General features: G+C 36.9%; 20 protein-coding genes, 2 tRNA genes and 1 rRNA gene. 9 read left to right on the top strand and 14 right to left on the bottom strand.

Going from position 1 to position 24,025, the window contains the following annotated elements:
• Positions 1–151 precede the first annotated feature (151 nt).
• From AC5YDH_RS09925 to AC5YDH_RS09900, 6 genes are all read right to left on the bottom strand, one after another.
• A tRNA-Ala gene (locus AC5YDH_RS09925) sits at positions 152–227 on the bottom strand.
• A 60-nt stretch (positions 228–287) separates the two neighbouring features.
• A tRNA-Ile gene (locus AC5YDH_RS09920) sits at positions 288–364 on the bottom strand.
• Between the two features lie 61 nt (positions 365–425).
• A 16S ribosomal RNA gene (locus AC5YDH_RS09915) occupies positions 426–1,963 on the bottom strand.
• Between the two features lie 437 nt (positions 1,964–2,400).
• Positions 2,401–2,964 carry a peptidylprolyl isomerase gene (locus AC5YDH_RS09910; RefSeq protein ID WP_496119049.1) on the bottom strand — a complete coding sequence of 188 codons (564 nt, stop codon included), beginning with the start codon at positions 2,962–2,964 and terminating at the stop codon, positions 2,401–2,403.
• Between the two features lie 246 nt (positions 2,965–3,210).
• Positions 3,211–4,254, bottom strand: a complete 1,044-nt coding sequence (locus AC5YDH_RS09905) for an alpha/beta hydrolase (protein ID WP_496119055.1) — start codon at positions 4,252–4,254, stop codon at positions 3,211–3,213.
• Positions 4,255–4,878: 624 nt separating this feature from the next.
• Positions 4,879–5,739, bottom strand: coding sequence for an MBL fold metallo-hydrolase (locus AC5YDH_RS09900; protein WP_496119048.1), 861 nt, complete (start codon positions 5,737–5,739; stop codon positions 4,879–4,881).
• Positions 5,740–5,849: 110 nt separating this feature from the next.
• Between AC5YDH_RS09900 and AC5YDH_RS09895 the strand changes: the two genes are divergently transcribed.
• The 4 genes from AC5YDH_RS09895 (at position 5,850) to AC5YDH_RS09880 (ending at position 10,523) form a co-directional block, all read left to right on the top strand.
• Positions 5,850–6,728, top strand: coding sequence for a LysR family transcriptional regulator (locus AC5YDH_RS09895; RefSeq protein ID WP_496119046.1), 879 nt, complete (start codon positions 5,850–5,852; stop codon positions 6,726–6,728).
• 178 nt (positions 6,729–6,906) lie between these two features.
• A complete protein-coding gene (gene grpE, locus AC5YDH_RS09890) occupies positions 6,907–7,446 on the top strand; it encodes a nucleotide exchange factor GrpE (RefSeq protein WP_496119044.1) in 540 nt (179 codons plus the stop codon).
• A 122-nt stretch (positions 7,447–7,568) separates the two neighbouring features.
• Positions 7,569–9,500: a molecular chaperone DnaK gene (dnaK, locus tag AC5YDH_RS09885; protein WP_496119042.1), complete on the top strand. Its 1,932-nt coding sequence runs from the start codon at positions 7,569–7,571 to the stop codon at positions 9,498–9,500.
• Between the two features lie 177 nt (positions 9,501–9,677).
• A complete protein-coding gene (locus tag AC5YDH_RS09880; RefSeq protein ID WP_496119038.1) occupies positions 9,678–10,523 on the top strand; it encodes a matrixin family metalloprotease in 846 nt (281 codons plus the stop codon).
• A 42-nt stretch (positions 10,524–10,565) separates the two neighbouring features.
• Here AC5YDH_RS09880 and AC5YDH_RS09875 read toward each other — a convergent pair whose 3' ends face one another.
• From AC5YDH_RS09875 to AC5YDH_RS09865, 3 genes are all read right to left on the bottom strand, one after another.
• Positions 10,566–10,925 carry a RidA family protein gene (locus AC5YDH_RS09875; RefSeq protein WP_152875490.1) on the bottom strand — a complete coding sequence of 120 codons (360 nt, stop codon included), beginning with the start codon at positions 10,923–10,925 and terminating at the stop codon, positions 10,566–10,568.
• Between the two features lies 1 nt (position 10,926).
• Positions 10,927–12,168: a D-amino acid dehydrogenase gene (locus tag AC5YDH_RS09870; protein ID WP_496119033.1), complete on the bottom strand. Its 1,242-nt coding sequence runs from the start codon at positions 12,166–12,168 to the stop codon at positions 10,927–10,929.
• Between the two features lie 88 nt (positions 12,169–12,256).
• Entirely contained in the window at positions 12,257–13,126 is an 870-nt protein-coding gene (locus AC5YDH_RS09865; protein WP_496119031.1) for a LysR family transcriptional regulator, read from the bottom strand.
• Positions 13,127–13,378: 252 nt separating this feature from the next.
• Here AC5YDH_RS09865 and gltS point away from each other — a divergent pair, with 252 nt between their 5' ends.
• Positions 13,379–14,584, top strand: coding sequence for a sodium/glutamate symporter (gene gltS, locus AC5YDH_RS09860; protein WP_496119029.1), 1,206 nt, complete (start codon positions 13,379–13,381; stop codon positions 14,582–14,584).
• Between the two features lie 202 nt (positions 14,585–14,786).
• Positions 14,787–15,164 carry a hypothetical protein gene (locus AC5YDH_RS09855; RefSeq protein ID WP_496119027.1) on the top strand — a complete coding sequence of 126 codons (378 nt, stop codon included), beginning with the start codon at positions 14,787–14,789 and terminating at the stop codon, positions 15,162–15,164.
• Between the two features lie 50 nt (positions 15,165–15,214).
• Here AC5YDH_RS09855 and AC5YDH_RS09850 read toward each other — a convergent pair whose 3' ends face one another.
• From AC5YDH_RS09850 to AC5YDH_RS09835, 4 genes are all read right to left on the bottom strand, one after another.
• Entirely contained in the window at positions 15,215–16,501 is a 1,287-nt protein-coding gene (locus AC5YDH_RS09850; protein WP_496119025.1) for a lytic murein transglycosylase, read from the bottom strand.
• A 690-nt stretch (positions 16,502–17,191) separates the two neighbouring features.
• On the bottom strand, positions 17,192–18,313 hold the full coding sequence (locus tag AC5YDH_RS09845; protein ID WP_496119023.1) for a 5-(carboxyamino)imidazole ribonucleotide synthase: 1,122 nt from the start codon (positions 18,311–18,313) through the stop codon (positions 17,192–17,194).
• Between the two features lie 28 nt (positions 18,314–18,341).
• Positions 18,342–18,854 carry a 5-(carboxyamino)imidazole ribonucleotide mutase gene (purE, locus tag AC5YDH_RS09840; RefSeq protein WP_154772987.1) on the bottom strand — a complete coding sequence of 171 codons (513 nt, stop codon included), beginning with the start codon at positions 18,852–18,854 and terminating at the stop codon, positions 18,342–18,344.
• A gap of 196 nt (positions 18,855–19,050) precedes the next feature.
• Positions 19,051–19,392 (bottom strand): DMT family protein, encoded by a 342-nt coding sequence (locus tag AC5YDH_RS09835; RefSeq protein WP_496119021.1) that lies wholly within the window; start codon positions 19,390–19,392, stop codon positions 19,051–19,053.
• A 102-nt stretch (positions 19,393–19,494) separates the two neighbouring features.
• Here AC5YDH_RS09835 and AC5YDH_RS09830 point away from each other — a divergent pair, with 102 nt between their 5' ends.
• From AC5YDH_RS09830 to AC5YDH_RS09820, 3 genes are all read left to right on the top strand, one after another.
• On the top strand, positions 19,495–19,998 hold the full coding sequence (locus AC5YDH_RS09830) for a hypothetical protein (protein WP_496119019.1): 504 nt from the start codon (positions 19,495–19,497) through the stop codon (positions 19,996–19,998).
• Positions 19,999–20,142: 144 nt separating this feature from the next.
• Entirely contained in the window at positions 20,143–21,507 is a 1,365-nt protein-coding gene (gene mpl / locus AC5YDH_RS09825; protein ID WP_496119017.1) for a UDP-N-acetylmuramate:L-alanyl-gamma-D-glutamyl-meso-diaminopimelate ligase, read from the top strand.
• A gap of 172 nt (positions 21,508–21,679) precedes the next feature.
• Positions 21,680–22,993: an MFS transporter gene (locus AC5YDH_RS09820; protein ID WP_496119015.1), complete on the top strand. Its 1,314-nt coding sequence runs from the start codon at positions 21,680–21,682 to the stop codon at positions 22,991–22,993.
• 37 nt (positions 22,994–23,030) lie between these two features.
• Here the strand turns inward: AC5YDH_RS09820 and AC5YDH_RS09815 are convergent, their stop codons facing one another.
• The gene (locus AC5YDH_RS09815; protein ID WP_496119013.1) at positions 23,031–23,936 is read right to left on the bottom strand and encodes a LysR family transcriptional regulator; all 906 of its coding nucleotides are present in this window, start codon (positions 23,934–23,936) and stop codon (positions 23,031–23,033) included.
• Between the last annotated feature and the right edge of the window lie 89 nt (positions 23,937–24,025).

The following is a 24,025-nucleotide window of genomic DNA, read 5'->3' as shown; positions in this document are numbered from 1 at the left end:
ATGAACAAATTATTTCAACTCAAATATATTCTGTTAATGATTAATCTAGCCTTCGTCAGGTCTAGACGCTGTGATAAATCACAGAACTTAATAAACAAGATCTTCGATCTCTTTTACTAAATTCTATAATCTAGCAACTTATTTTAATGTATGGTGGAGACTAGGAGAGTCGAACTCCTGACCTCCTGCGTGCAAAGCAGGCGCTCTACCAACTAAGCTAAGTCCCCAGCTTATCATATAGATTCGATGTCTCTGTGTTCTGTACTAATTGCTTAGGTAATCAGATTTGGTGGGTCTGACAAGACTTGAACTTGTGACCCCACGCTTATCAAGCGTGTGCTCTAACCAACTGAGCTACAGACCCTCAGATACATCTTCATGAAGAACAACTTGTTGTGGATTCTTACCAATCGTCAATCTTTCGTTAAGGAGGTGATCCAGCCGCAGGTTCCCCTACGGCTACCTTGTTACGACTTCACCCCAGTCGTCGGCCACACCGTGGTAAGCGTCCTCCTTGCGGTTAGACTACCTACTTCTGGTGCAACAAACTCCCATGGTGTGACGGGCGGTGTGTACAAGGCCCGGGAACGTATTCACCGCGGCATTCTGATCCGCGATTACTAGCGATTCCGACTTCACGCAGTCGAGTTGCAGACTGCGATCCGGACTACGATCGGCTTTTTGAGATTAGCATCCTCTCGCGAGGTAGCAACCCTTTGTACCGACCATTGTAGCACGTGTGTAGCCCTGGTCGTAAGGGCCATGATGACTTGACGTCGTCCCCGCCTTCCTCCAGTTTGTCACTGGCAGTATCCTTAAAGTTCCCACCCGAAGTGCTGGCAAATAAGGAAAAGGGTTGCGCTCGTTGCGGGACTTAACCCAACATCTCACGACACGAGCTGACGACAGCCATGCAGCACCTGTATGTAAGCTCCCGAAGGCACCAATCCATCTCTGGAAAGTTCTTACTATGTCAAGACCAGGTAAGGTTCTTCGCGTTGCATCGAATTAAACCACATGCTCCACCGCTTGTGCGGGCCCCCGTCAATTCATTTGAGTTTTAGTCTTGCGACCGTACTCCCCAGGCGGTCTACTTATCGCGTTAGCTGCGCCACTAAAGCCTCAAAGGCCCCAACGGCTAGTAGACATCGTTTACGGCATGGACTACCAGGGTATCTAATCCTGTTTGCTCCCCATGCTTTCGTACCTCAGCGTCAGTATTAGGCCAGATGGCTGCCTTCGCCATCGGTATTCCTCCAGATCTCTACGCATTTCACCGCTACACCTGGAATTCTACCATCCTCTCCCATACTCTAGCTTCCCAGTATCGAATGCAATTCCTAAGTTAAGCTCAGGGATTTCACATCCGACTTAAAAAGCCGCCTACGTACGCTTTACGCCCAGTAAATCCGATTAACGCTCGCACCCTCTGTATTACCGCGGCTGCTGGCACAGAGTTAGCCGGTGCTTATTCTGCGAGTAACGTCCAAGCATCTAGAGTATTAATCTAGAGCTCCTCCTCCTCGCTTAAAGTGCTTTACAACCAAAAGGCCTTCTTCACACACGCGGCATGGCTGGATCAGGGTTCCCCCCATTGTCCAATATTCCCCACTGCTGCCTCCCGTAGGAGTCTGGGCCGTGTCTCAGTCCCAGTGTGGCGGATCATCCTCTCAGACCCGCTACAGATCGTCGCCTTGGTAGGCCTTTACCCCACCAACTAGCTAATCTGACTTAGGCTCATCTATTAGCGCAAGGTCCGAAGATCCCCTGCTTTCCCCCGTAGGGCGTATGCGGTATTAGCAGCCGTTTCCAACTGTTGTCCCCCACTAATAGGCAGATTCCTAAGCATTACTCACCCGTCCGCCGCTAGAAATCAGTAGCAAGCTACCTATTCCCGCTCGACTTGCATGTGTTAAGCCTGCCGCCAGCGTTCAATCTGAGCCATGATCAAACTCTTCAGTTTAAAATCAGTAGTACCTTTAAAGGGTACCAATCTTGGCTCATCAATTTTCTGACAAATATTTCTCAAATAAACTTCGAGTAATTTCTACCATTAAATCAATGAAAATAATTTCGATTGATCAACCAGTAAAAATCCACACAAGTTGTTCTTCATAATCTCTTAATGATCTTTCTAACACCTCGTCAGTGCTAGAAGCTGAACTTCGATAAACTTAACAACTCAGCACTTCGTGCTTCGTTCGTTTCCGTCTATCTCGTCGGTATGGGCTCATTATAGGGCAATTTCCTACACGTGCAAGCGCTTTTAACCTCTTGTTTTAACGAGTGTTGTATTTTTACGCACCATTTTGAATCAAAAATACACAAAACCTAAGCTAACCCATTAATATTTCACACAAATATTAAATTTTAATTAAAACACATTTTTATATGCATTTTTTAATTTGTTGGTGCTTTTATCTGCATATTGATAATTTCAACAGATTTTACAGGAACATCTTGATGAGATAGCTTATTCTGGGTAGGCACTTTTGAGATTTTATCTACAATGTCCATCCCTTTCGTTACCTTACCGAAGACGGCATATCCTGGATTTCGTGCTGATTTGTTTAAAAAGTCATTATCTTTTAAATTAATGAAGAATTGACTTGATGCTGAATTTGCATCATTACGGCGTGCCATAGCAATAGTGCCACGCTCATTCAATAAGCCATTGCTAGATTCATTCAAAATTGTATTTGCTGTTTCTTTTTCCTGGAGGTCTTTAGTCATTCCACCACCCTGAATCATAAATTCAGGAATTACGCGATGGAAAATAGTTCCGTTATAAAAGTCACTCTTTATATAGTGGTTAAAGTTTTCTACTGTGACAGGTGCTTTATCGTCATAAAGCTCAATCTCTATAACGCCTAAAGATGTTTTCATTTCTATAATAGTATTTGCTGCCATTACGCCAATACTTGCGACACCCATTGTCATCGCCAGAATAATTTGCTTTAACATTTGATACCTATATCCTCAGATCTATTCCATTCATAACGCATCATGCGCATTTGTAGTAATACATCTGCTTTTAAATACTAAATTTGTTGAAAGTTTACGCTATAATAACAGAAGCATATATTTCTACTTTTAGACTAGAAAAATAATAAGTCAAAGATCCCTAGATTCGCTCCCTTTAAACAAACGATGTAATGAATAAATTATTTTGTTTAATCGCTGTTTCACGTGGAACAACTTTTGAGCAATTTATAGTTTCTGTTGTTGATCCCAAAACCATCTAAAGTTTTTCGCAATCTCAATAGTAATGTTTTTCGCTCGTGTAGAGATAAATGTTAAATTTATAAAACCATGTGTTTGGTCTTGATAATCCATATATGCAACATTTATACCTTTTTGCTGCAACTTATGAACATAGATTATCGCTTCATCATGTAAAACATCATGCCCTGCTGAAAATATGTAAGCTGGTGCAATATTACTTACATCTCCATGAATAGGAGAAACCAAAGGATCATCCAATTCAAAACCATGTTGTTCTACATAAAATTGAGTAACATGTTCAATATCTGACTCCGTTAAAACTAAACCCTCTTTATAAGCAAAAAATGATGGTTGACGGTTTTTAAAATCTACCGTTGGATAAATAAGAAGTTGTGCTTCTGGTGCATAGGCTTCAAGTTTTGTTCTTTGAGCGACAACTGTCGCTATATTTCCACCCGCACTATCACCTGCAACAGCAATGCGATTATTTAATATGTTAAAACGAGCTTTATTTTCATAAATCCAAATCAATGCTTCTTCACAACTTTGAATTAATTGCTTAGGACTCGCTTCTGGTGCAAGTGGATAATTCACACTTATAACTTGAGCATTTGCATGGACTGCTAATAATCGACAAGCTTCATCGTGTGTATTTATACTTCCTACAACAAAACCACCCCCATGATAAAAAATAATAAGTGGCAACTTTTGATTTGGTGCAGGATGATAATGTCGAGCTTGTATCTCTCCACCTGTTAAAGGAAGTTGAATTGTTTCTACCTGTTTAACAAACGTTGGCTGAGTAGCAATTGAATACATTTGTGATTCAAAAGCCATCCTTGAAGCTTCAACATCTTCACCAATGAAACCAATCTTTCCTTGTTTAAGCTGAGCCGCCATCATACTTTTTATAAAAGGATCAAGATTTGGATATTGATAAGGATACGATAATGCTTTGGCTAGAGTATTTTGAATATTGCTAGGAACTTTATTTAAGAGTCTTGCTGCAAAACCCTGCCCCTTTTCCATTTTATTTTTTATTCTTGAATAAATAGACAAAACTATCACCTTTAAGACACAGCTTTTATGTATTTATATCACCTACACATCAACTAAACAGCTTATATCGTCACAATAAAAATGAGATTCCAAGAAAATAATAACTAAAAGCTTTAAAGCCCAAATAAAATAACCCTGAAGATAAAAATTATCTTCAGGGTTATTTTTGGGAGAGATCAACGTTCATGTCAGCACTTTCTATTTCTCAACAATAAAGTGCGTTCATGTAAAAGTATAAAAAAAGGCTCACCCATAGGAGGGGTAAGCCTTGAAAAAGAAATAAAAGAAGAAACATACAGCGCTATGTATCTGAACAAATAATATGCAATTTTAGAGGAAATTAGAAATATATAATTTATAACTCTTAATATCTTTTAACTATTAATATATGTTTAAAAAAAAACTGACCATAAAGATGATCAGCTAAAACTGTTATTTGGTTACAGCAACTATACTCAGCTCTCTCTTCAAAATATAGTTACTGTATCTGTGATACATAATAACGATGAAAAATCATTCCGTAAAAACGATATATTTCATTATATTTATTAACTATTACGATCAATATCTACCTTTCTTTTGATAATCAAAAATTTAAGGCCACTTCATTTCACCTTTTACTACTTTTGCACCTAGCTCAAGATTTGAATCGCCTGCCAATTCAGGATATTTCTGTTTCATTTGGGCAATGAGTTCCGCTGAATTTTTTGATGATTTCACAGCTTTTTCATATTGAGCTAAATAATCCAATGAAAAATTCACAGCTGCTAAGTTTTGAGGGGCATTTACCAATGTATGTGCAGGAACAATAATTTCAGGATTCAGCTTTTTGATATCTTTTAATGTTATTGCTACGGTTTCACGATCTTGTTTTGTTGCAGAATCTGCCATCCACAAATGAGAGCCTGAAGTTACAGGAATACCTCCCACAACTGCTTTTTGTTGTGGAATCCACAAATAAGTCAGTTCATTTTTGCCTTTAATTTCAATATTAGCATCTTCAAGTTTTAATGTTTTAGCCGTATAAATTTCTGGTACATAAATTTTACTTGGTGCATTTGCACCCATTTGTGGTGCCCAGTAGTCCATTTTCAAATTATAAGTAGACTGAATATGTTTCACTGTTTCAGGTGTTGCAACAATTTGAACATTAGGAAAATATGTTTTAAATACATCTAAAGCAAAGTAAAAGTCTGGATCACCATAACTAACAAAAATTGTTTTTAAATTTTTACCTGAATCTAGAATATCCGCAGCAATACGCAATGCTTCAGATTTTGAAAATTGTGCATTGACTAAAATAGCATCTTTATCCCCTTCAATGAGCGTTGAAGTCACACCAAAGTGTTCGGGAGCAGCAATATAATTTTTGATTTTTAGATCTTGTGCCATTGCCATTTGAATACCAAATGCAAGCGTTGTTAAGGCTATTGCTGTTGTTTTTAAAGATTTCATTTTTTGTCGATCTCTATATTTAATAAACATACTTTAAATTACAGATCATGTTCAATAAATACGCTTTTTTAAGATAGACTATTGCATAAATTGCAACAATAAGAATCATTATGGACACATTAAAAGCAATACAAGTTTTTGTATGTATTGAAAAAAATGGCAGTTTAACCAAAGCAGCAGATCAATTGGGTTATTCACGCGCAATGGTTTCTCGATATTTAGAACATTTAGAAAACCACTTTTCAACACGTTTATTTCATCGAAGTACTCGAAATATTTCCTTAACCAGCGCAGGTGAAAAGGCACTTCTATATTGTCAAAATATTTTGCAACAGCAACAACTTCTTAAAGAGCTTTCATTAGAAGAACAATATACAGGTACAATTCGTTTAACCTGTGGCTTATTTATTTTAGAAAATGGTTTATCCGAAGCAATTCAAAAATTCCAGCAATGCTACTCAAATATACAATTTGATATTTTAATTACAGAAGAAACCTTAGATTTAGTAGAATCTCAAATTGATGTTGCTTTTCGAATTACAGCAAAAGTTTCAGATAGTTTAATTGCACGACCTTTACTGCAAATTCATTCTGTCTTGTGTGCTCATCCTGAATATTTACAAGCTTTACCGCAAATTACACACCCAGATCAGCTTATTCAATATCAGTGTATTAGCCATCACAACATGCAAAACACATGGACACTTTCCACACAGCAAAAAGAACCTCAAAACTATCCTATTAATATTGTTGCTCAAAGTAATGACGCGCATGCATTGTATCTAATGTGTCGAAACAAAATGGGCATTGCCATGCTACCGTACGCAATAGTGAAAGAAGATTTAGAAAATAAAACATTAACTTCCCTACTAACGGATTATGAAGCCCCACAAATGATGCTTTCTGCTGTGTATTCCTCTCGTCGACATCTGCCTAAAAAGACACAAGAATTTATTACCTTTGTGATTAATCATCTCAAAAATAGTTAAAATTTAGAAAATTAAAAAATTTAATTATTCATATCGCTTGAATTTTTCTAGCTCGCCCCGATTTCTGTATTAATCATGACATTTAACAAACGCATGGCCGTTCAGTAGGAACAGAGTTCAATCTGACGCCTAAAAAGGACTGTACATGTTTAAGAACCCATTTAAACGGAGTAAATCAATGGCGACTGATCAAAATCAAGAAGCTCAAGAACTTCAACAAGAGCAAGCAGAACAGCAAACTCAAGCTGAAAATGAGCAAGCTGAAGTTTCAGTTGAAGATTTACAAGCTCAAATCACCAACTTAGAAGAAAGCTTAAAACTTGAAAAAGCACGTACTGCAAATGCAGTTTACGAAGCGCAAAAAAGTGTTGAACGTATTCAACGTGAATCTGAAAAGCATAAAGATACTGTGCTTGAGAAATTCGCTAAAGAATTATTAGATTCTGTAGATAACCTAGAACGCGCCATTGCTGCGGCAGGCGAAGAAAAATCTGGTTTATCTGAAGGTGTAGAGCTTACGCTTAAATCACTCCTTACAACTTTAGAAAAGTTTGGTGTTGTGATTGTAGATACAGCTAATGGCTTTAATGCAGACTTCCATCAAGCAGTCGGCATTTCACCTGAAGCAAAAGCAAATGAAATTGGTACTGTACTGCAAAAAGGCTACACCTTAAAAGGTCGTTTATTACGCCCAGCAATGGTATTAGTTGGCGCATAAGACCTAAAAATTCGGGAGTTTTTTTAATTTTTTTTGAAAAAAATACTTGAAAAAAATTGAACGGCTCTCATATCGGATAACAAGCGAAAACATTGTAAAAGAAATTCAGAGGAAACATCCAAATGGCTAAAATCATTGGTATTGACTTAGGTACTACAAACTCTTGCGTAGCAGTACTTGAAGGCGACACAGTTAAAGTAATTGAAAACGCTGAAGGTGCACGCACAACTCCATCTATTATTGCGTATAAAGATGGCGAAATTCTTGTTGGTCAATCTGCTAAACGTCAAGCAGTAACTAACCCTAAAAACACATTATTCGCAATCAAGCGTTTAATTGGTCGTAAGTATCAAGATCAAGCAGTTCAAAAAGATATTGGTCTTGTACCTTACAAAATCATCAAAGCAGACAATGGCGATGCTTGGGTTGATGTAAACGATAAGAAACTTGCTCCACAACAAATCTCTGCTGAAATCTTGAAAAAGATGAAGAAAACAGCTGAAGATTACTTAGGTGAAGCAGTAACTGAAGCAGTTATTACTGTTCCTGCTTACTTCAACGATGCACAACGTCAAGCAACTAAAGATGCGGGTAAAATTGCAGGTTTAGAAGTTAAACGTATCATCAACGAACCAACTGCTGCTGCACTTGCGTTTGGTATGGACAAGAAAGAAGGCGACCGTAAAATCGCTGTATACGATCTTGGTGGTGGTACATTCGACGTATCAATCATTGAAATTGCTGACCTTGATGGCGACCAACAAATTGAAGTGTTATCTACAAACGGTGACACATTCCTTGGTGGTGAAGACTTCGATAACGCATTAATTGAATTCCTTGTAGAAGAATTCAAGAAAGAGCAAAGCGTAAACTTGAAACAAGATCCTCTTGCACTTCAACGTTTAAAAGAAGCGGCTGAAAAAGCGAAAATCGAGCTTTCTTCTTCTAACGCAACTGAAATCAACCTTCCGTACATCACTGCCGATGCGACTGGTCCTAAACACTTAGTGATCAACGTAACACGTGCAAAATTAGAAGGTTTAGTTGCTGATTTAGTTGCTCGTACAATTGAGCCTTGCCGCATTGCCCTTAAAGATGCTGGTCTTTCGACTTCTGACATCTCTGACGTAATTTTGGTTGGTGGTCAATCACGTATGCCAATGGTTCAACAGAAGGTTCAAGAATTCTTCGGTAAAGAACCACGTAAAGACGTGAACCCTGATGAAGCTGTAGCAATGGGTGCTGCGATTCAAGGTGCTGTACTTTCAGGTGACAAAACTGACGTACTTCTTCTTGACGTAACGCCGCTTACTCTTGGTATCGAAACTATGGGTGGCGTGTTAACTGCAATTATTGAGAAAAACACGACGATTCCTGCGAAGAAATCTCAAGTATTCTCAACTGCTGCTGACAACCAACCTGCTGTAGACATTTCTGTGTTCCAAGGTGAACGTAAAATGGCTCAGCAAAACAAATTGTTAGGTAACTTCCAATTAGGCGATATCCCACCTGCTCCACGTGGTGTGCCACAAATTGAAGTATCTTTCGATATCAACGCTGATGGTATCTTGAAAGTATCTGCAAAAGACAAGAGCACTGGTAAAGAGCAATCGATCCAGATTAAAGCAAACTCAGGTTTGTCTGATGCTGAAATCGAAGCGATGATTAAAGATGCTGAAGCGAATGCTGAAGAAGATCGTAAATTCGAAGAATTAGCGAAAGCACGTAACGAAGCTGATGCGCTTGTATCTTCTGCTCAAAAAGCAGTTAAAGATCTTGGCGAGCAAGTAACTGCAGACGAAAAAACTGCAATCGAAACTGCTGTAGCTGAACTTGAAGCTTCTACAAAAGAAAATGATGTAGAAGACATTAAAGCGAAAACTGAAGCGCTTCAAAACATTATCATGCCTATTAGCCAACGTGCTTATGAAGCAGCACAAGGTCAAGGCGGTGCTGAAGGTTTTGATCCAAATGCATTCGGTGGCGAAGCTCAAAAAGCTGATGATGGCGTTGTAGATGCTGAGTTCAAAGAAGTTAAAGACGACAAAAAATAATTTGTCACTTTAATAAAAGACCGCGCGAAAGCGCGGTTTTTTTATTCTCAAATTCATCTAATTAAGCTACATTATTCTTCAAATAACTCTTTGATTTTTAAAATGCGTATTTATGTTCTGATTTTTTTCAGTCTCATTTTTTTCTATTTTATTATTCAAAATAAAAAATACCCTCACGTGATATTAAATAGCCCAATTGATAGAGTTTTACACCCTACAGACTCTCGACTCAGGTATAAGATTTCAGAAATTGATCCTAGATTTAATATTAGTCATGAAAAAGCCATTCAGCTTAGCCAAGAAGCAACTGAAATTTGGAAAAATGGCACAGGAAAAGATTTTTTTGTTTATGATCCTCAGGCAAAACTAACGATAAATTTTCACTACGATGAGCGCCAAGCAGAAAGCACTGCTCGCTCTTCTTCTGAAAAAAATATTGAAGCCAATCAAGCGCAATGGGCAAATAAGAAACAAGAAGTTGAAGCCTTTCGTAAAGATATAGACCGCTACAACACCTTACTCAATGCCAAAAAAATTGAGTACGACAACCAAGTTCAATATTACAACGAACAAATTGCACAGATTAATCAAAATGGTGGTGCTAATGTGGCACAAAGAGAAGCCTTTGCCCAACAAAAACAATATCTTGCACATCAAATGGACATCTTAAAGTTTGAAATTGAAGGGTATAACCAAAAAATTAATGTTCTTAATCAACACGTGAATGAACTCAATCACATGAATCAAAATATCAATCTTTCCATTCAACATTTCAACCAAAGGTTTAAACCCTATTTATTTGATAAAGGAAATTTTGATGGTCGAAATATCAATATTTTTGAGTTTCAATCTGAAGATGATTTACGCTTAACTCTTGCACATGAATTTGGTCATGCCTTGGGTTTAAAACATCATGAAGATCCTAAAGGACTAATGCACCCGATGATGAAAGATCAAGAACAACAAAATTTTAGATTATTACCTGCCGATTTAGCACTTTTTAAATATCGTAATTATGAATAAAAAAAGCCAACACGAATGTTGGCTATAAAGAGGAACTTTAAATTATTTTACTGCTGCTGTAAGCATCACTTCTACCAATACTTGAGGACGTGCTAAATCTGCTTGTAAAGCGGCACGTGCAGGTGCGGCACCTTCAGGCAACCAAGCTTCCCAACACTCATTAAATGCTGTGAAATCTTCAGCAATATTTTTAATCCAAATTTGAGCTGTTAAAATACGGCTTTTATCACTACCCGCTTGTTCCAACAAAGCATCAATTTTCGCTAAAACTTCTAAGGTTTGTTGTTTTGCATCTGCATCTAAAGTTGTTGGAACTTGACCAGAAACATAAACCAAGCCGTTATGAACTACACAACCAGCTAAACGTGCATTTGCACCAATACGTTGAATATCATTACTCATTTTATTTCTCCAAAGATAAACCATCTAAAGCAATTGGCGATTTTGATTGGCTAATTAAACCAGTAATCACCATTGCACTACCCGCTGCTAGCGTGAAACCCAAGCTACCTTGACCAACATTTGACCATAAGTTTGCGTATTTTGTAGCGCCTAAAATTGGTGGACCTTTTGGTGTAGATGGGCGCAAGCCACTCCACTCTTGAGCAATATCTACCCCTGCCAAATCTGGGAATGTTTTTCTCACCGTTTCTTTTAAAGCGTCCATACGCTCTTGACGGATATAAACATCTTGATAGCCAATATCCACCATAGCAGCAATACGCAATTGATCGCCTAATTTTGCATATACAATTTTATTAGCATAATCCGTTACGCTCATATTTGGCACAACGTTGTCATGTTCAGGGAATGGGAGCGTTAAGCTATAACCCTTTAACGGATAAACTGGTACAGAAATTCCAACCATATTAAATAGAGATGTACTGCCATTACCCGCAGCAACCACAAAGTCATCTGCTTCTAAACGACCTTTATTGGTTTCAATTGCCTTAATTTTGTTATTTTCAGCAATAAAATCTACCACCTCATGTTCATATAAACATGAAAAATCTTGGCTTTTCTCTAACTCTTTATATAAAGCCAAACAGAATTTATAGCAGTCGGCTGTTTCATCATCTGGAGTATAAATAGAACCGACTAATTCTGAAGCAATACCTTTTAATGATGGCTCAAGTGCAATGGTTTCATCACGATTTAGTACCTTTTGCACGTCAGGATCTATGCCAGAAGCTGCTTTTTTAAAAGCGTATTCATCACGATGGATCACCATTTTTCCTGATTTTACCCAGCAAAAATCATCAATTTCATCACGCCATTCAGACATGATGTTTTGACTAAAAAGTGATAAACGTAAAATATGATTACCATTGGTAATATTATCTTTTCGATTGCACGCAAGTAAAAATTGAAGTAACCAAGACCACTGAAATGGTGAAGCATTTAATTTAAAATTTAATGGAGAGTGTGCTTTTCCAAGCCATTGAAGCGCTTGAAATGGAACGCCTGCATCAGCCAATGGTGCAACATAGCGGTAACTTAACTGTCCGCCATTTGCAAAACTTGTTTGGCTACCAACCTGATCTTTGGCTTCAATGATTGTAACTTTATGACCAGCTTTAATAAGTGCATAGGCTGTACTTAATCCAACTACACCACCACCAATTACGGCTACATGCTTTTTCATGGTTCCATGCTATATATTCCAAAACGTATCCATTAAAGAAGATCAACTATGCTTTAACAAATGAGTTTTTAGGTAGTGGTCATAACTTTTAGTTAACTGCTGGTGTAATTAATCCAATTTCAGATTTAATCAATTCAATAAAGTCTTCTGTTGCTTTCGTGGTACTTACATTGGCATTTCTAAGAATATAAATAGTGGTATACATACGAGGTTTCATTTCATGAATCATCTCTTTAGGTAATGAATAGGCTGCCGTATAAATATCAGTAATACTGCACCCTATACCTTGCCGCACCAATTCACTTGCCATGTAATAGGTTTGGACATTCACAATACTTTTATTAAATGTTCTATATTGTTTTACCACCTGCATTAATGAATCTGCATCTGGCTGAATCCATCTACTTTCATCAATAGAGTGAATATCTTGACTAGACCTAACAGGATAAGAATCAATATAAACGAGCGGTATTTCTAAAATAGGCGTTGCAATAATGCCATGTTGAGTATGCGGCTGAAATGTTACAGCTATATCAATTTCTCGTTGTAATAATTTTTGTTCTAATGCTTGCGTATGATCTGTTCCGATATTTACAAAAACACCTGGATATTTTTTTAAAAATTGCGCAGTCAACTTTGGTATTAGACTCAACCCCAAACTCGGTAAACAACCCAATGTAATTTGACCTTGTGTATTCTTTGCCAAATTGTTGGTGAGCTTATTTAACTCATTAATTTTTTCATAAATTGGCTTAATTTCTTCATACAAAATGTAAGCTTCTTTGGTGGGTTGTAATTTTCCTTTTACGCGCTTAAATAGTGCAAAACCAAGACGTTGCTCTGCATATTTGAGGAGTTTACTTGCCGCAGGCTGTGATATACATAGCGAAGATGCTGCTTCAGTAAGCGATCCAAAAAGCATCACTGCATAGAACATTTCTAAGTGTCTGAGATTCATGATAGTGCACATAACTTATGGTTATAGGTAATCTATTAGAATTCATTACTTAAAGTCAATAAACCCTTGTAAATTGGCGTCATTTTCAGCAACTAATTAAAGAACCTATTCGTTCAGATATGAACAAATTAATAGTGAATTTAAGATTAGCTTGGTAACTCATCAGTAGTATGTAAACCCATAGATATTAATACGAACCTGAAAAATCTAATTTTAGGTGTATCACCATCTATAACATTTAAAGGGACACAAATGATCGTAAGTACAAACCTCACATTGTTGATGGCTTGCGTCGCATTAGCGCTCGGCATGCTTGCAGTGAAGCACTCAAAATTTTTACGCAACAACCACATCCCCGAAGCTGTTGTAGGTGGATTTATCGTTGCAATCGCCTTATTCTTTGTCCAAAAAACAACAAGCTATACCTTTAAATTTGACACATCATTGCAAAGCCTATTGATGATTACTTTTTTCTCTGCAATTGGTTTAAGCTCAGACTTTACAAAACTAGTCAAAGGTGGAAAACCCTTACTAATTCTAATCTTCGTTGTAACCATACTCATTATTACGCAAAATATTGTGGGTATTACAATGGCTATGCTATTGAACCAAGATCCTTTTATGGGCTTAATTGCAGGTTCTATTACGCTCTCTGGCGGGCATGGTAATGCTGGTGCTTGGGGACCAATTCTAGAGCAAAAATATGGTGTCACTGGTGCTTTAGAGCTAGCAATGGCATGTGCAACATTAGGTCTAGTAATTGGTGGTTTAATGGGTGGACCAATTGCTCGTCATCTTATTAAAAAAGTAAAAGTTCCTAAAACAACTGAAGAACAAAAAAATACGATTGAAAATGCTTTCGAAGCACCAAAAGTTACACGAGAAATTAATACAAAAAATGTTATCGAAACTATTTTCATGCTCATTACTTGTATTGTTGTCGGAAGTTATCTTGGCGATTTACTCAAAGATAGCGCATTCTACTTACCTACTTTTGTATGGTGTTTATTTGTAGGTATCTTTTTACGTAACATCCTTAATCATTTATTCAAAAAAGAAGTGGTTGAACCAACAATTGATGTTCTTGGTAGCACATCTCTTTCTATTTATTTAGCAATTGCACTTATGTCTTTAAACTTCAGTCAATTGGCAAATATGGCAGGACCTGTACTTTTAATCATTATTGTACAAACAATTGTTATGGCTTTATTCGCATGCTTTATTACCTTTAAATTAATGGGTAAAGATTATGATGCTGTTGTTATTAGTGCCGGACATTGTGGTTTTGGTATGGGAGCAACACCTACAGCCATTGCAAATATGCAAACCGTAACAAAAACCTTTGGACCATCACATAAAGCTTTCCTTATTGTACCGATGGTTGGTGGATTTATTATTGATATCTCAAACAGTATTTCAATCAAATTCTTCATTAGTATTATTGAAAAAATCACCTGATTTTTTAGTTCAAATTAAGCATTTTTAATACAAAAGAGCCCTATTTTAATAGGGCTCTTTTTATTCAATAACATTCCTAAAACCGTTCTATTAACACTATTCAAGGCTTTAAATTTATTTTAAAAATAAGAGAAACTAACGATCTTCCCTTGATGAATGCGATTCATGCTATTGTATGGATAGTTTGCTTGGAGGAAAAACTGTGAGTTACTATCATATTATTTTAGAAGTGAATGACCATATCAGTACAATTGAAGAAACACGTGATATTGAACTATTTGATATTATTGACCTTCAGCCATATCTTCATTCAATTTTATTGCCTTATTTCAATAAACAACTTCTTGAATTAGATGATGATAACATCGAATTTAAAGATGTCTTACACCTTGAAATTAAACAAACTCTTATACCAATTAATGACTTAATTGAAGAAGAACAACGCTTACTCCCAAGCGATACTGACGTTACAATTACAGCGTATGAAATTTTCAATAATCGTAATTTAAGCATTGATATCACATCGGCTGTTTTCGACTTATTGGAAGCGGTAAAAATTGATCCGTATGCGACAATTTAACATTGTCATACAATAAAAAAGGTCTGCAAATGCAGACCTTTTTTATATTTCTATTTCATCATATTTTTTGCATTTTCATCACGAATTGCACGCAAAATTAATTGCCCTGCTCTACCTGTTGGGCTTAAACCAAAACGTACTTGCTCCTGACGAATTGCCTGACGCGTTTTATCGCCAATTAAACCATCTACCTCGCCAATAGAATAACCACGGCTAAGTAAATATGCCTGAATTTCACGGCGTTCTCTTCTTGATGTACCAGCATCATCTGTTGGCCAATCTTTTACAAAACCATGAGAGCCTTGAAATCTGTCAGATAAATGTGCAATCGCAAGCGCATAACTCTCAGCGGCGTTATAACTATAAATGGCATCAAAATTTTTAAAGACTAAGAATGTTGGTCCATTTACACCAGCTGGTGACATTAAACCTGCTTGTGAAAGTTCTGTTAAATTACCTTGAATTAAAGGCGTACCATCTGCTCGTACAACACCTCTTTCCACCCAAGAAGATAATGGCTTTTTATTACGACGACCCTCACCAGAAATTGACATTCCTTCTGGAATTTGAACTTCAAAGCCCCATGGCTGCCCTGTTTGCCATCCTCTTTTTTTCAAGAAGTTTGCTGTAGAGGCTAAAGCATCTGCTGTACTTGAAACTAAATCACGTCGACCATCACCATCAAAATCTACTGCAAGTTCTTCATAAGTAGATGGCATAAATTGCGTATGACCAAACGCACCTGCCCATGAGCCTTTTAGTTGATCTTGTGTTAAGTCACCACGTTGGAGAATTCTCATGGCTGCAAAAAACTCACCACGGAAAAAGCTTTGTCTACGTCCTTCACAACTCAAAGTACCTAAAGCCTGCAATAGATCATAATTCCCAGAAATATTGCCATAGTTACTTTCAACACCCCAAACAGCAACAACAGTTTCGGCTGGCACACCATAAGTCGCTGAAACTTTCTTTAATACATCTTGATTCTGGCGAAGTTGTATTTTCCCAAGCTCAACACGTTCAACATCAACCAAACCCGATAAATAATCCCAAATAGGCGTAGAGAATTCTGGCTGATAATTCAATTTATCAATAACGGAATAATCTGGCGTTAAATTTTGCGTATAACGATCAAAGGTAAAACTAGAAACGCCAGAATTGATTGCCTGACTTTTTAACTTTGAAATACAGATTTGAAATGGACTTGGCGTATTAGAAGCCAAAGTATTTTGCCCAGCCGTATTCACTGGAACTGTTTGACCATTAATGATCAATTCAGCCTGAACTTGCGTTGTGAGGAATAAAGCAGAACCAAAAAGAAAAGCAATATTACGCATATTATCCCGATGCATTTTTGAATTTAAATTATGACCTAAACATACCACTAACAAGATGAAAGAACATGAGTAAATCGTAAATTTAAATTCATTTTTCTCCACTTTAAATTCATATTTGAACTTTTAAATTTAAAAATCAGCGCTTTCTTTGTTTTTAAATTCAAAAATAACAATCACTCAATGTTTTTTGAATTTAAAAGTGTGATTCTTAGATATTATTTGAATTTAAATTCGCACTTTTAAATTCAATTCCCTTAAATATAAATTCAAAACAAATAAGTTATCCACAATGCAGGCGCAGCAACACTACCCAAAAGACGATTTTAAAATTCAAAACCAATGTTTAAATTCATTTTTCTGCCTTTTAAATTCAAAGTAAATTATTTTTTAAATTCATTTTCCTCATTTTGAATTCAAAATAGGACATTTGAATTCATTTTATAAAATTTAAATTCATAACTTTGAATTCAAACTCAAAACTTAATGTTTATTTTATAAAACAACTTAAATAAGCATCAAATTTCATTTGCTTTCTTTTTATACACATCACTTTAATGTAATGCTTATTTTTAGATCAATAATCTTCCGATAAATGGCATCCATTTCGAAAGAGGCGCAATCATGCCCGAACTGCACGCATAAAAAAAGCGGTCATTTGCATGACCGCTTTTTTAACATTCAAACTTGAGTTTAAATGCTCATATCTTCGCTAAGTGCGAGAGGATTCGGTAAAATTTTCGCCAACTTACGACATAAAGTCGTAAGTTCAGCGCTATCATTTGGCATTAATGTAATATGCCCAATTTTACGGCCTTCACGCTCAGTTTTATTATACAAGTGAAGATGAGCTCCCTCTAAAGCAAGTACATCTTCGGTTTTTGGATGCTGACCAATAATATTCACCAATACCGTTGGACGAATAATTTCAGTCGAGCCTAAAGGCAAACCTGCAACCGCACGAATGTGATTTTCAAATTGAGAGCAAACCGCACCTTCAATTGACCAATGACCAGAGTTATGTACTCGTGGTGCCATTTCATTGGCATACAGACCTTTGTCCGTCACAAACAATTCAAGCGTTAACACACCTACATAGTTCAAATGATTAAGTAAGCGAGTAATGTAGTCTTGCGCCACAGGCTGTAAATCTGTGCTATTTGGAGCAGGAACAATCGAATGCGACAAAATACCATTATGATGATGGTTCTCAGCCAAAGGCCATGTTTTCACATCACCATTTTGACCACGCACCGCAATAATTGATACTTCACGAGAGAAAGTCACAAAACTTTCGGCAATCAATTCACCTGCTGGACCAAGTTCAGCCCATGCTTGATCAATTTGATCTTCACGGCGTAAAACAAACTGACCTTTACCATCGTAACCGCCACGCGAGGTCTTAAGTACAATTGGTAAGCCAAGCTCAATAACCGCAGACTTTAAACTTTCTACAGAATTAACAGCTTTATATGGTGCAACAGGAATAGACAATTCATCGAACAATGCTTTTTCTGATAAACGATGCTGTGCTATTGCTAAGGCTTTACGTGGAGGATGTATGTCTTTGTTTTGCGTTAAAATATCAACATCTGCCAATGGTGTATTTTCAAATTCAAGGCTAAATACATCTGCACTTGCAATGAATTGTTGTAATCCATTTTCAGCTTTAGTCGAAATGACTTGACCTAAAGCTGCCGAAGGGCAATCTGTACTTGCTTCAAAGAAAGTACATTGAATATTTAAAGGCAATGCTGCCTGTGCCATCATTCGACCAAGTTGACCGCCACCAAAAATACCAATGGTTTTATCCATGATAATAATTCCTTAATTAAGCTTGGCTTTAGATTTGACCAGGAATATTTTTACTTGCCACTTTTTCAGTCTGTGCCGCACGGAAATCTGCAACATTTTTTGCAATTTCAGGGCGTGTAAGACCTAAAATTTGTGCTGCCATAATGGCTGCATTTGTCGCACCCGCAGGACCAATTGCCAGTGTACCAACTGCAATACCTGCTGGCATTTGTACAATTGAAAGCAATGAATCTACGCCATTTAAAATAGATGATTTCACAGGTACACCAAGTACAGGTAAATCTGTTTTTGCCGCACACATACCAGGCAAATGCGCTGCGCCACCTGCACCAGCAATAATGACTTGAATACCACGATCACGTGCTTGTTCAGCATATTCAAATAAACGGTCTGGAGTACGGTGTGCAGAGACAACCTCAGCTTCAAAAGGGACACCAAGCTGCTTAAGCATATTGGCAGTGTGTTCTAGAGTTGCCCAATCCGATTGAGAACCCATGATAATTCCAACGAGAGGAGTGTCTTGTGAAGCGGCCGCATTCATTGCAATGTTTCCAGAGATAAAGTGAGAGAGTTAAATCTCGACTATAGCCAAGCTTTAATAAGAGCCCCATATTATAGACTGATTTTTCGGCTCAATAAAATTTAACGGTCAATGCAAAGCATGATTTTTATTATTTTTTTATTAAAATTACAAAAAATTAAATAAAAATAGGGGCGTAGCAAATTGCTATTTTTTGCTACTGACTACGGAATACAAAATAAACACAACCACACAAGCATAAAGCAGCCCAAATATAGTCAAGCTTAAAGGGTTGTTTGAATAAAAAAATCATAAAAGGTACAAACACTAAAAGCGTTACTACCTCTTGAGTAATTTTCATGTGCCCAACAGTTAAGCCTTGTTGTGCTAATAGTTTTGTTGCGGGAATCATTAAACTATATTCAAATAAAGCAATAAACCAACTCAACAAAATAGCCTGCCATAATGGAGCATCGTGCGGTAAAAATTTTAAATGTCCATACCATGCAAGTGTCATAAAACAATTGGCAAGAATAAGAAGTAATAATGGAATAAACATAAGATCAGCAAACCCGCTCTAGATAAATATAATTTAACTAGTATTGGTCTAAAATATCTAATATTATTTTTACGCTAAAAAAAATAAGACCAACAAATTATTATGAATTTTTTAAAAAAACTGTTCTCTTCAAAAAAACGCAATCCATTCAATGAAGATGCAGCTTTACTCTCTCAACAATTAAAGCAAAACCAAAATGATCTACTTTTTTCTGAAGTACTTCGCTCAATTACACTCGACTATGAATTAATGAGTTTAAAAGAGCTAGATTATTATCTACTTAAAGTCCGCCTTTACTTCCAAATAAAAAATCAAGATGCCAAATCTATGACAGAAAAAGGAATATTAATGAGTGAATTAACGCCGACTATTCTTAGTGTAGGCGCTTATTTAGGTGAAACCTTAAGAAAACAAAATAAAAATTTAAATTGGACTGAAAATACTCAACAACTACATTCTGGAACTACAGTACCTTCGTTTGCTGCTCTTGTTTTAACAAACCAAGTTCATACAATATCTCCTATGCAAGAAATCATTAATTTTATTTGTAATGCACAACAGCCCAACTCGCTCTATCAATATGCAGAAGAAATTTTAAGTCGCTAAAAATTACAAATATTTCTTATTCTAAGTAAATTCTCAACTATCTTTTCAGATATAGCCTTGCTATCGTTGCTTACAAATCGAATAAATCTGACAACACCACATAAAACAACGTGATGTGTCTTAAAAAGAAGTGGAGTTAAACGTATGCATCTGCATATCTTAGGTATCTGTGGCACCTTTATGGGTTCTTTGGCTTTATTAGCACGTGATTTAGGTCACACCGTAACGGGCTCAGATCAAAACGTTTATCCACCTATGTCTACGCAGTTAGAAAATGCAGGCATTAAACTCATGCAAGGCTATGACCGTAGCCATTTACAACCTCATCCTGATTTAGTGATTGTCGGTAATGCCATGAAACGTGGTATTGATGCTGTGGAATATATGTTAAATGAAGGTTTACCGTATATTTCAGGTCCTCAATTCCTTGCAGATCATGTATTGCAAGGCAAGCATGTACTTGGTGTTGCAGGTACACATGGTAAAACCACTACAACGACAATGTTGGCTTGGGTGCTCGATCAAGCAGGTTTAGAGCCAGGTTTCTTAATTGGTGGTGTACCTTTAGGTTTTAGTGAAAGTGCACGTTTAGGTGGTGGTAAATATTTCTGTGTAGAAGCAGATGAATACGATTCTGCATTCTTCGACAAGCGTTCTAAGTTCGTGCATTACCATCCTAAAACAGCCATTTTAAATAACTTAGAATTTGACCATGCCGATATCTTTGATGACTTGGCGGCAATTCAAAAACAATTCCATCATTTAGTTCGTACTATTCCAAATAAAGGTCGCATTATTGCGCCTATTACTGAAACCAATATTGATGAAGTATTGGAACAAGGTTGTTGGACACCTGTTGTCCGTACAAGCTTAGATGCGAATGAAAAATCTGAGCTTTATGCAGAACAACTCTCTGCCGATGGTTCTCACTTTAAAGTTTTACAACACGGCGTTGTAAAAGGCGAAGTGAAGTGGACAATGACAGGGCAACATAGTGTTGCAAATGCTTTAGCGACTATTGCTGCTGCAGAACATGTTGGCGTTTCAATTGAAATTTCATGTGAAGCATTGTCTAATTTTGGTGGTGTGAAACGCCGTATGGAGCTTTTAGGCACTGTACGTGGTATTGAAGTTTATGATGACTTTGCGCATCACCCAACGGCAATTGATACAACACTTGAAGGTGCTCGTAAGCGTTTAGGCGAACGTAAACTTTGGGCTATTATTGAGCCTCGTTCTAATACCATGCGCATGGGCAGTCATAAAGATGGTTTAGCGCATTCTGCTCGTTTGGCGGATGAAGTGATTTGGTACCAACCTGAAGGTTTAGATTGGGACTTACAACCTGTAATTGATGCTTCACCGAATAAAGCTGTAATTGCGCGTACTTTGGATGACATTATTCAAACTGTCGTTAGTCAAGCAGGTGAGGGCGATGCGGTTGTGATTATGTCGAATGGCGGTTTTGGTGGTTTACATCAGAAGTTAATTACAGCGTTAAAAGCTTAATTTATTGTTAAAAAAAGCCCGCGAATGCGGGCTTTTTATTGTTCTAAATAGTCATAGTTAATGTGAATTATAAGCACACTTCTAGTGTTTTTTATGCTCTATGATCAAACAACTAATCTAGGATTGATTAGTCAATGAAATTCCTTCAGATGGTTAAATCTAGGGTGAATATATGGACAATATATCTACAACAATTACAACCCAACCTACTAGCATTTTAGTAGAACAAGAAGTTAGTCACGTAACAAAGAAAAAATCGTTAATTGCGAGTACAGTCGGAAACCTCCTTGAATGGTATGACTGGACTATTTATGCAGTTGCGTCAGTCTACATTGCCACAGCATTGTTTGATAAAACTGATCCTACCTCTGCGCTATTAAATACCTTAGCTGTTTTTGCTGTAGGTTTTATTTCAAGGCCATTAGGTGGATTTGTTTTTGGACCATTAGCAAATAAATTTGGTCGTAAGAATATTATGCTTACGACCATGGTACTTATGGCAATAGCTAGCTTTATGATCGCGCTCATACCCAATTTCTCAAATATTGGATATTGGGCATCATTAATGTTGCTCATCGCACGCTTAATTCAAGGGTTTGCTCATGGCGGTGAAATGGCGACATCCTTTGCCTATATTGCAGAAATTGCACCAAACAACCGCCGTGGTTTATGGGCAAGTAGTTCATATGTAGCAAACGGTGCTGGAACATTACTCGCAACCTTATCTTTTGCAGCATTGAATGTCTTCTTTACTTCAGAAGAAGTATTTGAATGGGCATGGCGAATTCCATTTGTAATGGGTGGGCTACTTGCATTTTTTGCAATTTACTTACGACGTAATATGGTTGAAAGCCATGTTGAATCTGATGCTCAATCTGATGATATCAATTGGAGTACTGGTAAATTCCTACGTACAGGCTTTAGGCTTTTCTTATATGAAGCGGGTTCAACTATTACTTTCTATACATGGGTTGTATGTGTATCTATTTATGCAATTACCTATCAAGGAATGGACCCTAAATCGGCCTTTTTCGTCAGTTGCTGTGCACAGGTCATTTATATTGTTTGTTTACCATTCCAAGGCTTACTTTCAGACTATATAGGGCGTAAAAAAACAACATTAATCACTTATGTGGGCTGTGCTTTAGTGATGTTCCCTCTATGGAATATTATTAGCAATGAACCATGGACTTTATTTGTTGCCCAGACTATTGGTTTAATACTTATTGGTTTCTTAATGTCATGTAAAGCAGCAACGATGTCAGAACAAATACCAACTAAATATCGTACTAAAATGTTGGGATTCTTTATGTCTCTTGCTATTGCATTGTTTGGCGGTACAGCATCTTACATCAACACATGGTTATATTCGACAGATCGTGGCTGGATGTTTAGTGCTTATCTCATCATTATTTGTATAGTCGCATTTTTTGTTGTTATCCGATGGAAAGACAATACAGGCATTCCATTAGACCAAATCAAGTAATACTCCATTAAAAAACTCCCCTAAATGGGGAGTTTTTTTATTTAATATTCCAAGGGTTTAATTGAACCTTTTCAGTCCAAAAATTCATAAAAGTTTTAATACGGGGACTAAGAAATTTACGATTTGGATAAATTAAATAAATAGGCTCTAAATCATGAATTCGATAACCTCTTAAAAGTGGAACAAGTTTGCCATTTTGTATATATTTAGACACATTATAATCGGCCAGTCGAACAATGCCTTGTCCATCCAAAGCCAAATCTCGTAAAAAATCCCCTTGTGAAAATGAAGCCAAGGGTTTTATAGGTAAGCTAAAACGCTCACCTTTATTTTCATATTCCCACAAGTTCCAATCATTAAAATAGCTAAAATGAAAACACCGATGATCTAACAAATCTTTTGGTTCTTTCGGTATACCATATTTAGCTAAATATTCAGGTGATGCACAGGTCACCCATTCACTTGCACCTAAACGCGACGTAACCCGAGAAGAATCGGGAAGTTTTCCTCCATAAATTGCAAGATCTATTCCTTTTTCAAACTCATCGACATATCTAGATTCAATTTTAATGTCGATCTGTAAGTTAGGAAATTTTTCAATAAACTCAGGTAGCCACGGTAAAATTTGATGCCGTGCAAAGGTAGGCATCGTTTTTATTCTTAATATACCACTGACTTGTTCTGGAAAGTTTTCTGCTAAAGCATCGGCTTCTGCCATAGCTGATACAACCTTACGTGCACTTTCTAAATATAATTGTCCTTCTTCAGTTAGCGTTAATTGACGAGTTCCTCTCTGAATTAATCTCACTTTTAAACGACTCTCTAAACGACTGATCATTTTGCTCATAGCAGATGGAGTCATGTCGTGTACACGTGCAGCAGCCGATAAACTTCCATGCTCATATGCCCAAATAAATGCGAGCATTTGTCTATAATTATCCATAATACCGACTCCATTTTTAAGATACTTTTACCGTATTATTAAGAACTTATACAAGTTATTTATAGTCTATATCTTTGCCATATATTCAT

This window comes from Acinetobacter sp. FY683 (genome assembly GCF_059515885.1).
This window is presented reverse-complemented; position numbering and strand designations above follow the sequence as displayed.

Coding starts and splice junctions, on each gene's coding strand:
- AC5YDH_RS09820 (WP_496119015.1), top strand. CDS start 21,680: ATGGACAATATATCTACAACAATTACAACCCAACCTACTAGCATTTTA.
- AC5YDH_RS09850 (WP_496119025.1), bottom strand. CDS start 16,501: ATGCGTAATATTGCTTTTCTTTTTGGTTCTGCTTTATTCCTCACAACG.
- AC5YDH_RS09875 (WP_152875490.1), bottom strand. CDS start 10,925: ATGAGTAATGATATTCAACGTATTGGTGCAAATGCACGTTTAGCTGGT.
- dnaK (WP_496119042.1), top strand. CDS start 7,569: ATGGCTAAAATCATTGGTATTGACTTAGGTACTACAAACTCTTGCGTA.
- AC5YDH_RS09870 (WP_496119033.1), bottom strand. CDS start 12,168: ATGAAAAAGCATGTAGCCGTAATTGGTGGTGGTGTAGTTGGATTAAGT.
- AC5YDH_RS09845 (WP_496119023.1), bottom strand. CDS start 18,313: ATGGATAAAACCATTGGTATTTTTGGTGGCGGTCAACTTGGTCGAATG.
- AC5YDH_RS09835 (WP_496119021.1), bottom strand. CDS start 19,392: ATGTTTATTCCATTATTACTTCTTATTCTTGCCAATTGTTTTATGACA.
- gltS (WP_496119029.1), top strand. CDS start 13,379: ATGATCGTAAGTACAAACCTCACATTGTTGATGGCTTGCGTCGCATTA.
- mpl (WP_496119017.1), top strand. CDS start 20,143: ATGCATCTGCATATCTTAGGTATCTGTGGCACCTTTATGGGTTCTTTG.
- grpE (WP_496119044.1), top strand. CDS start 6,907: ATGGCGACTGATCAAAATCAAGAAGCTCAAGAACTTCAACAAGAGCAA.
- AC5YDH_RS09910 (WP_496119049.1), bottom strand. CDS start 2,964: ATGTTAAAGCAAATTATTCTGGCGATGACAATGGGTGTCGCAAGTATT.
- AC5YDH_RS09895 (WP_496119046.1), top strand. CDS start 5,850: ATGGACACATTAAAAGCAATACAAGTTTTTGTATGTATTGAAAAAAAT.
- AC5YDH_RS09865 (WP_496119031.1), bottom strand. CDS start 13,126: ATGAATCTCAGACACTTAGAAATGTTCTATGCAGTGATGCTTTTTGGA.
- AC5YDH_RS09830 (WP_496119019.1), top strand. CDS start 19,495: ATGAATTTTTTAAAAAAACTGTTCTCTTCAAAAAAACGCAATCCATTC.
- AC5YDH_RS09815 (WP_496119013.1), bottom strand. CDS start 23,936: ATGGATAATTATAGACAAATGCTCGCATTTATTTGGGCATATGAGCAT.
- AC5YDH_RS09905 (WP_496119055.1), bottom strand. CDS start 4,254: ATGGAAAAGGGGCAGGGTTTTGCAGCAAGACTCTTAAATAAAGTTCCT.
- AC5YDH_RS09900 (WP_496119048.1), bottom strand. CDS start 5,739: ATGAAATCTTTAAAAACAACAGCAATAGCCTTAACAACGCTTGCATTT.
- purE (WP_154772987.1), bottom strand. CDS start 18,854: ATGAATGCGGCCGCTTCACAAGACACTCCTCTCGTTGGAATTATCATG.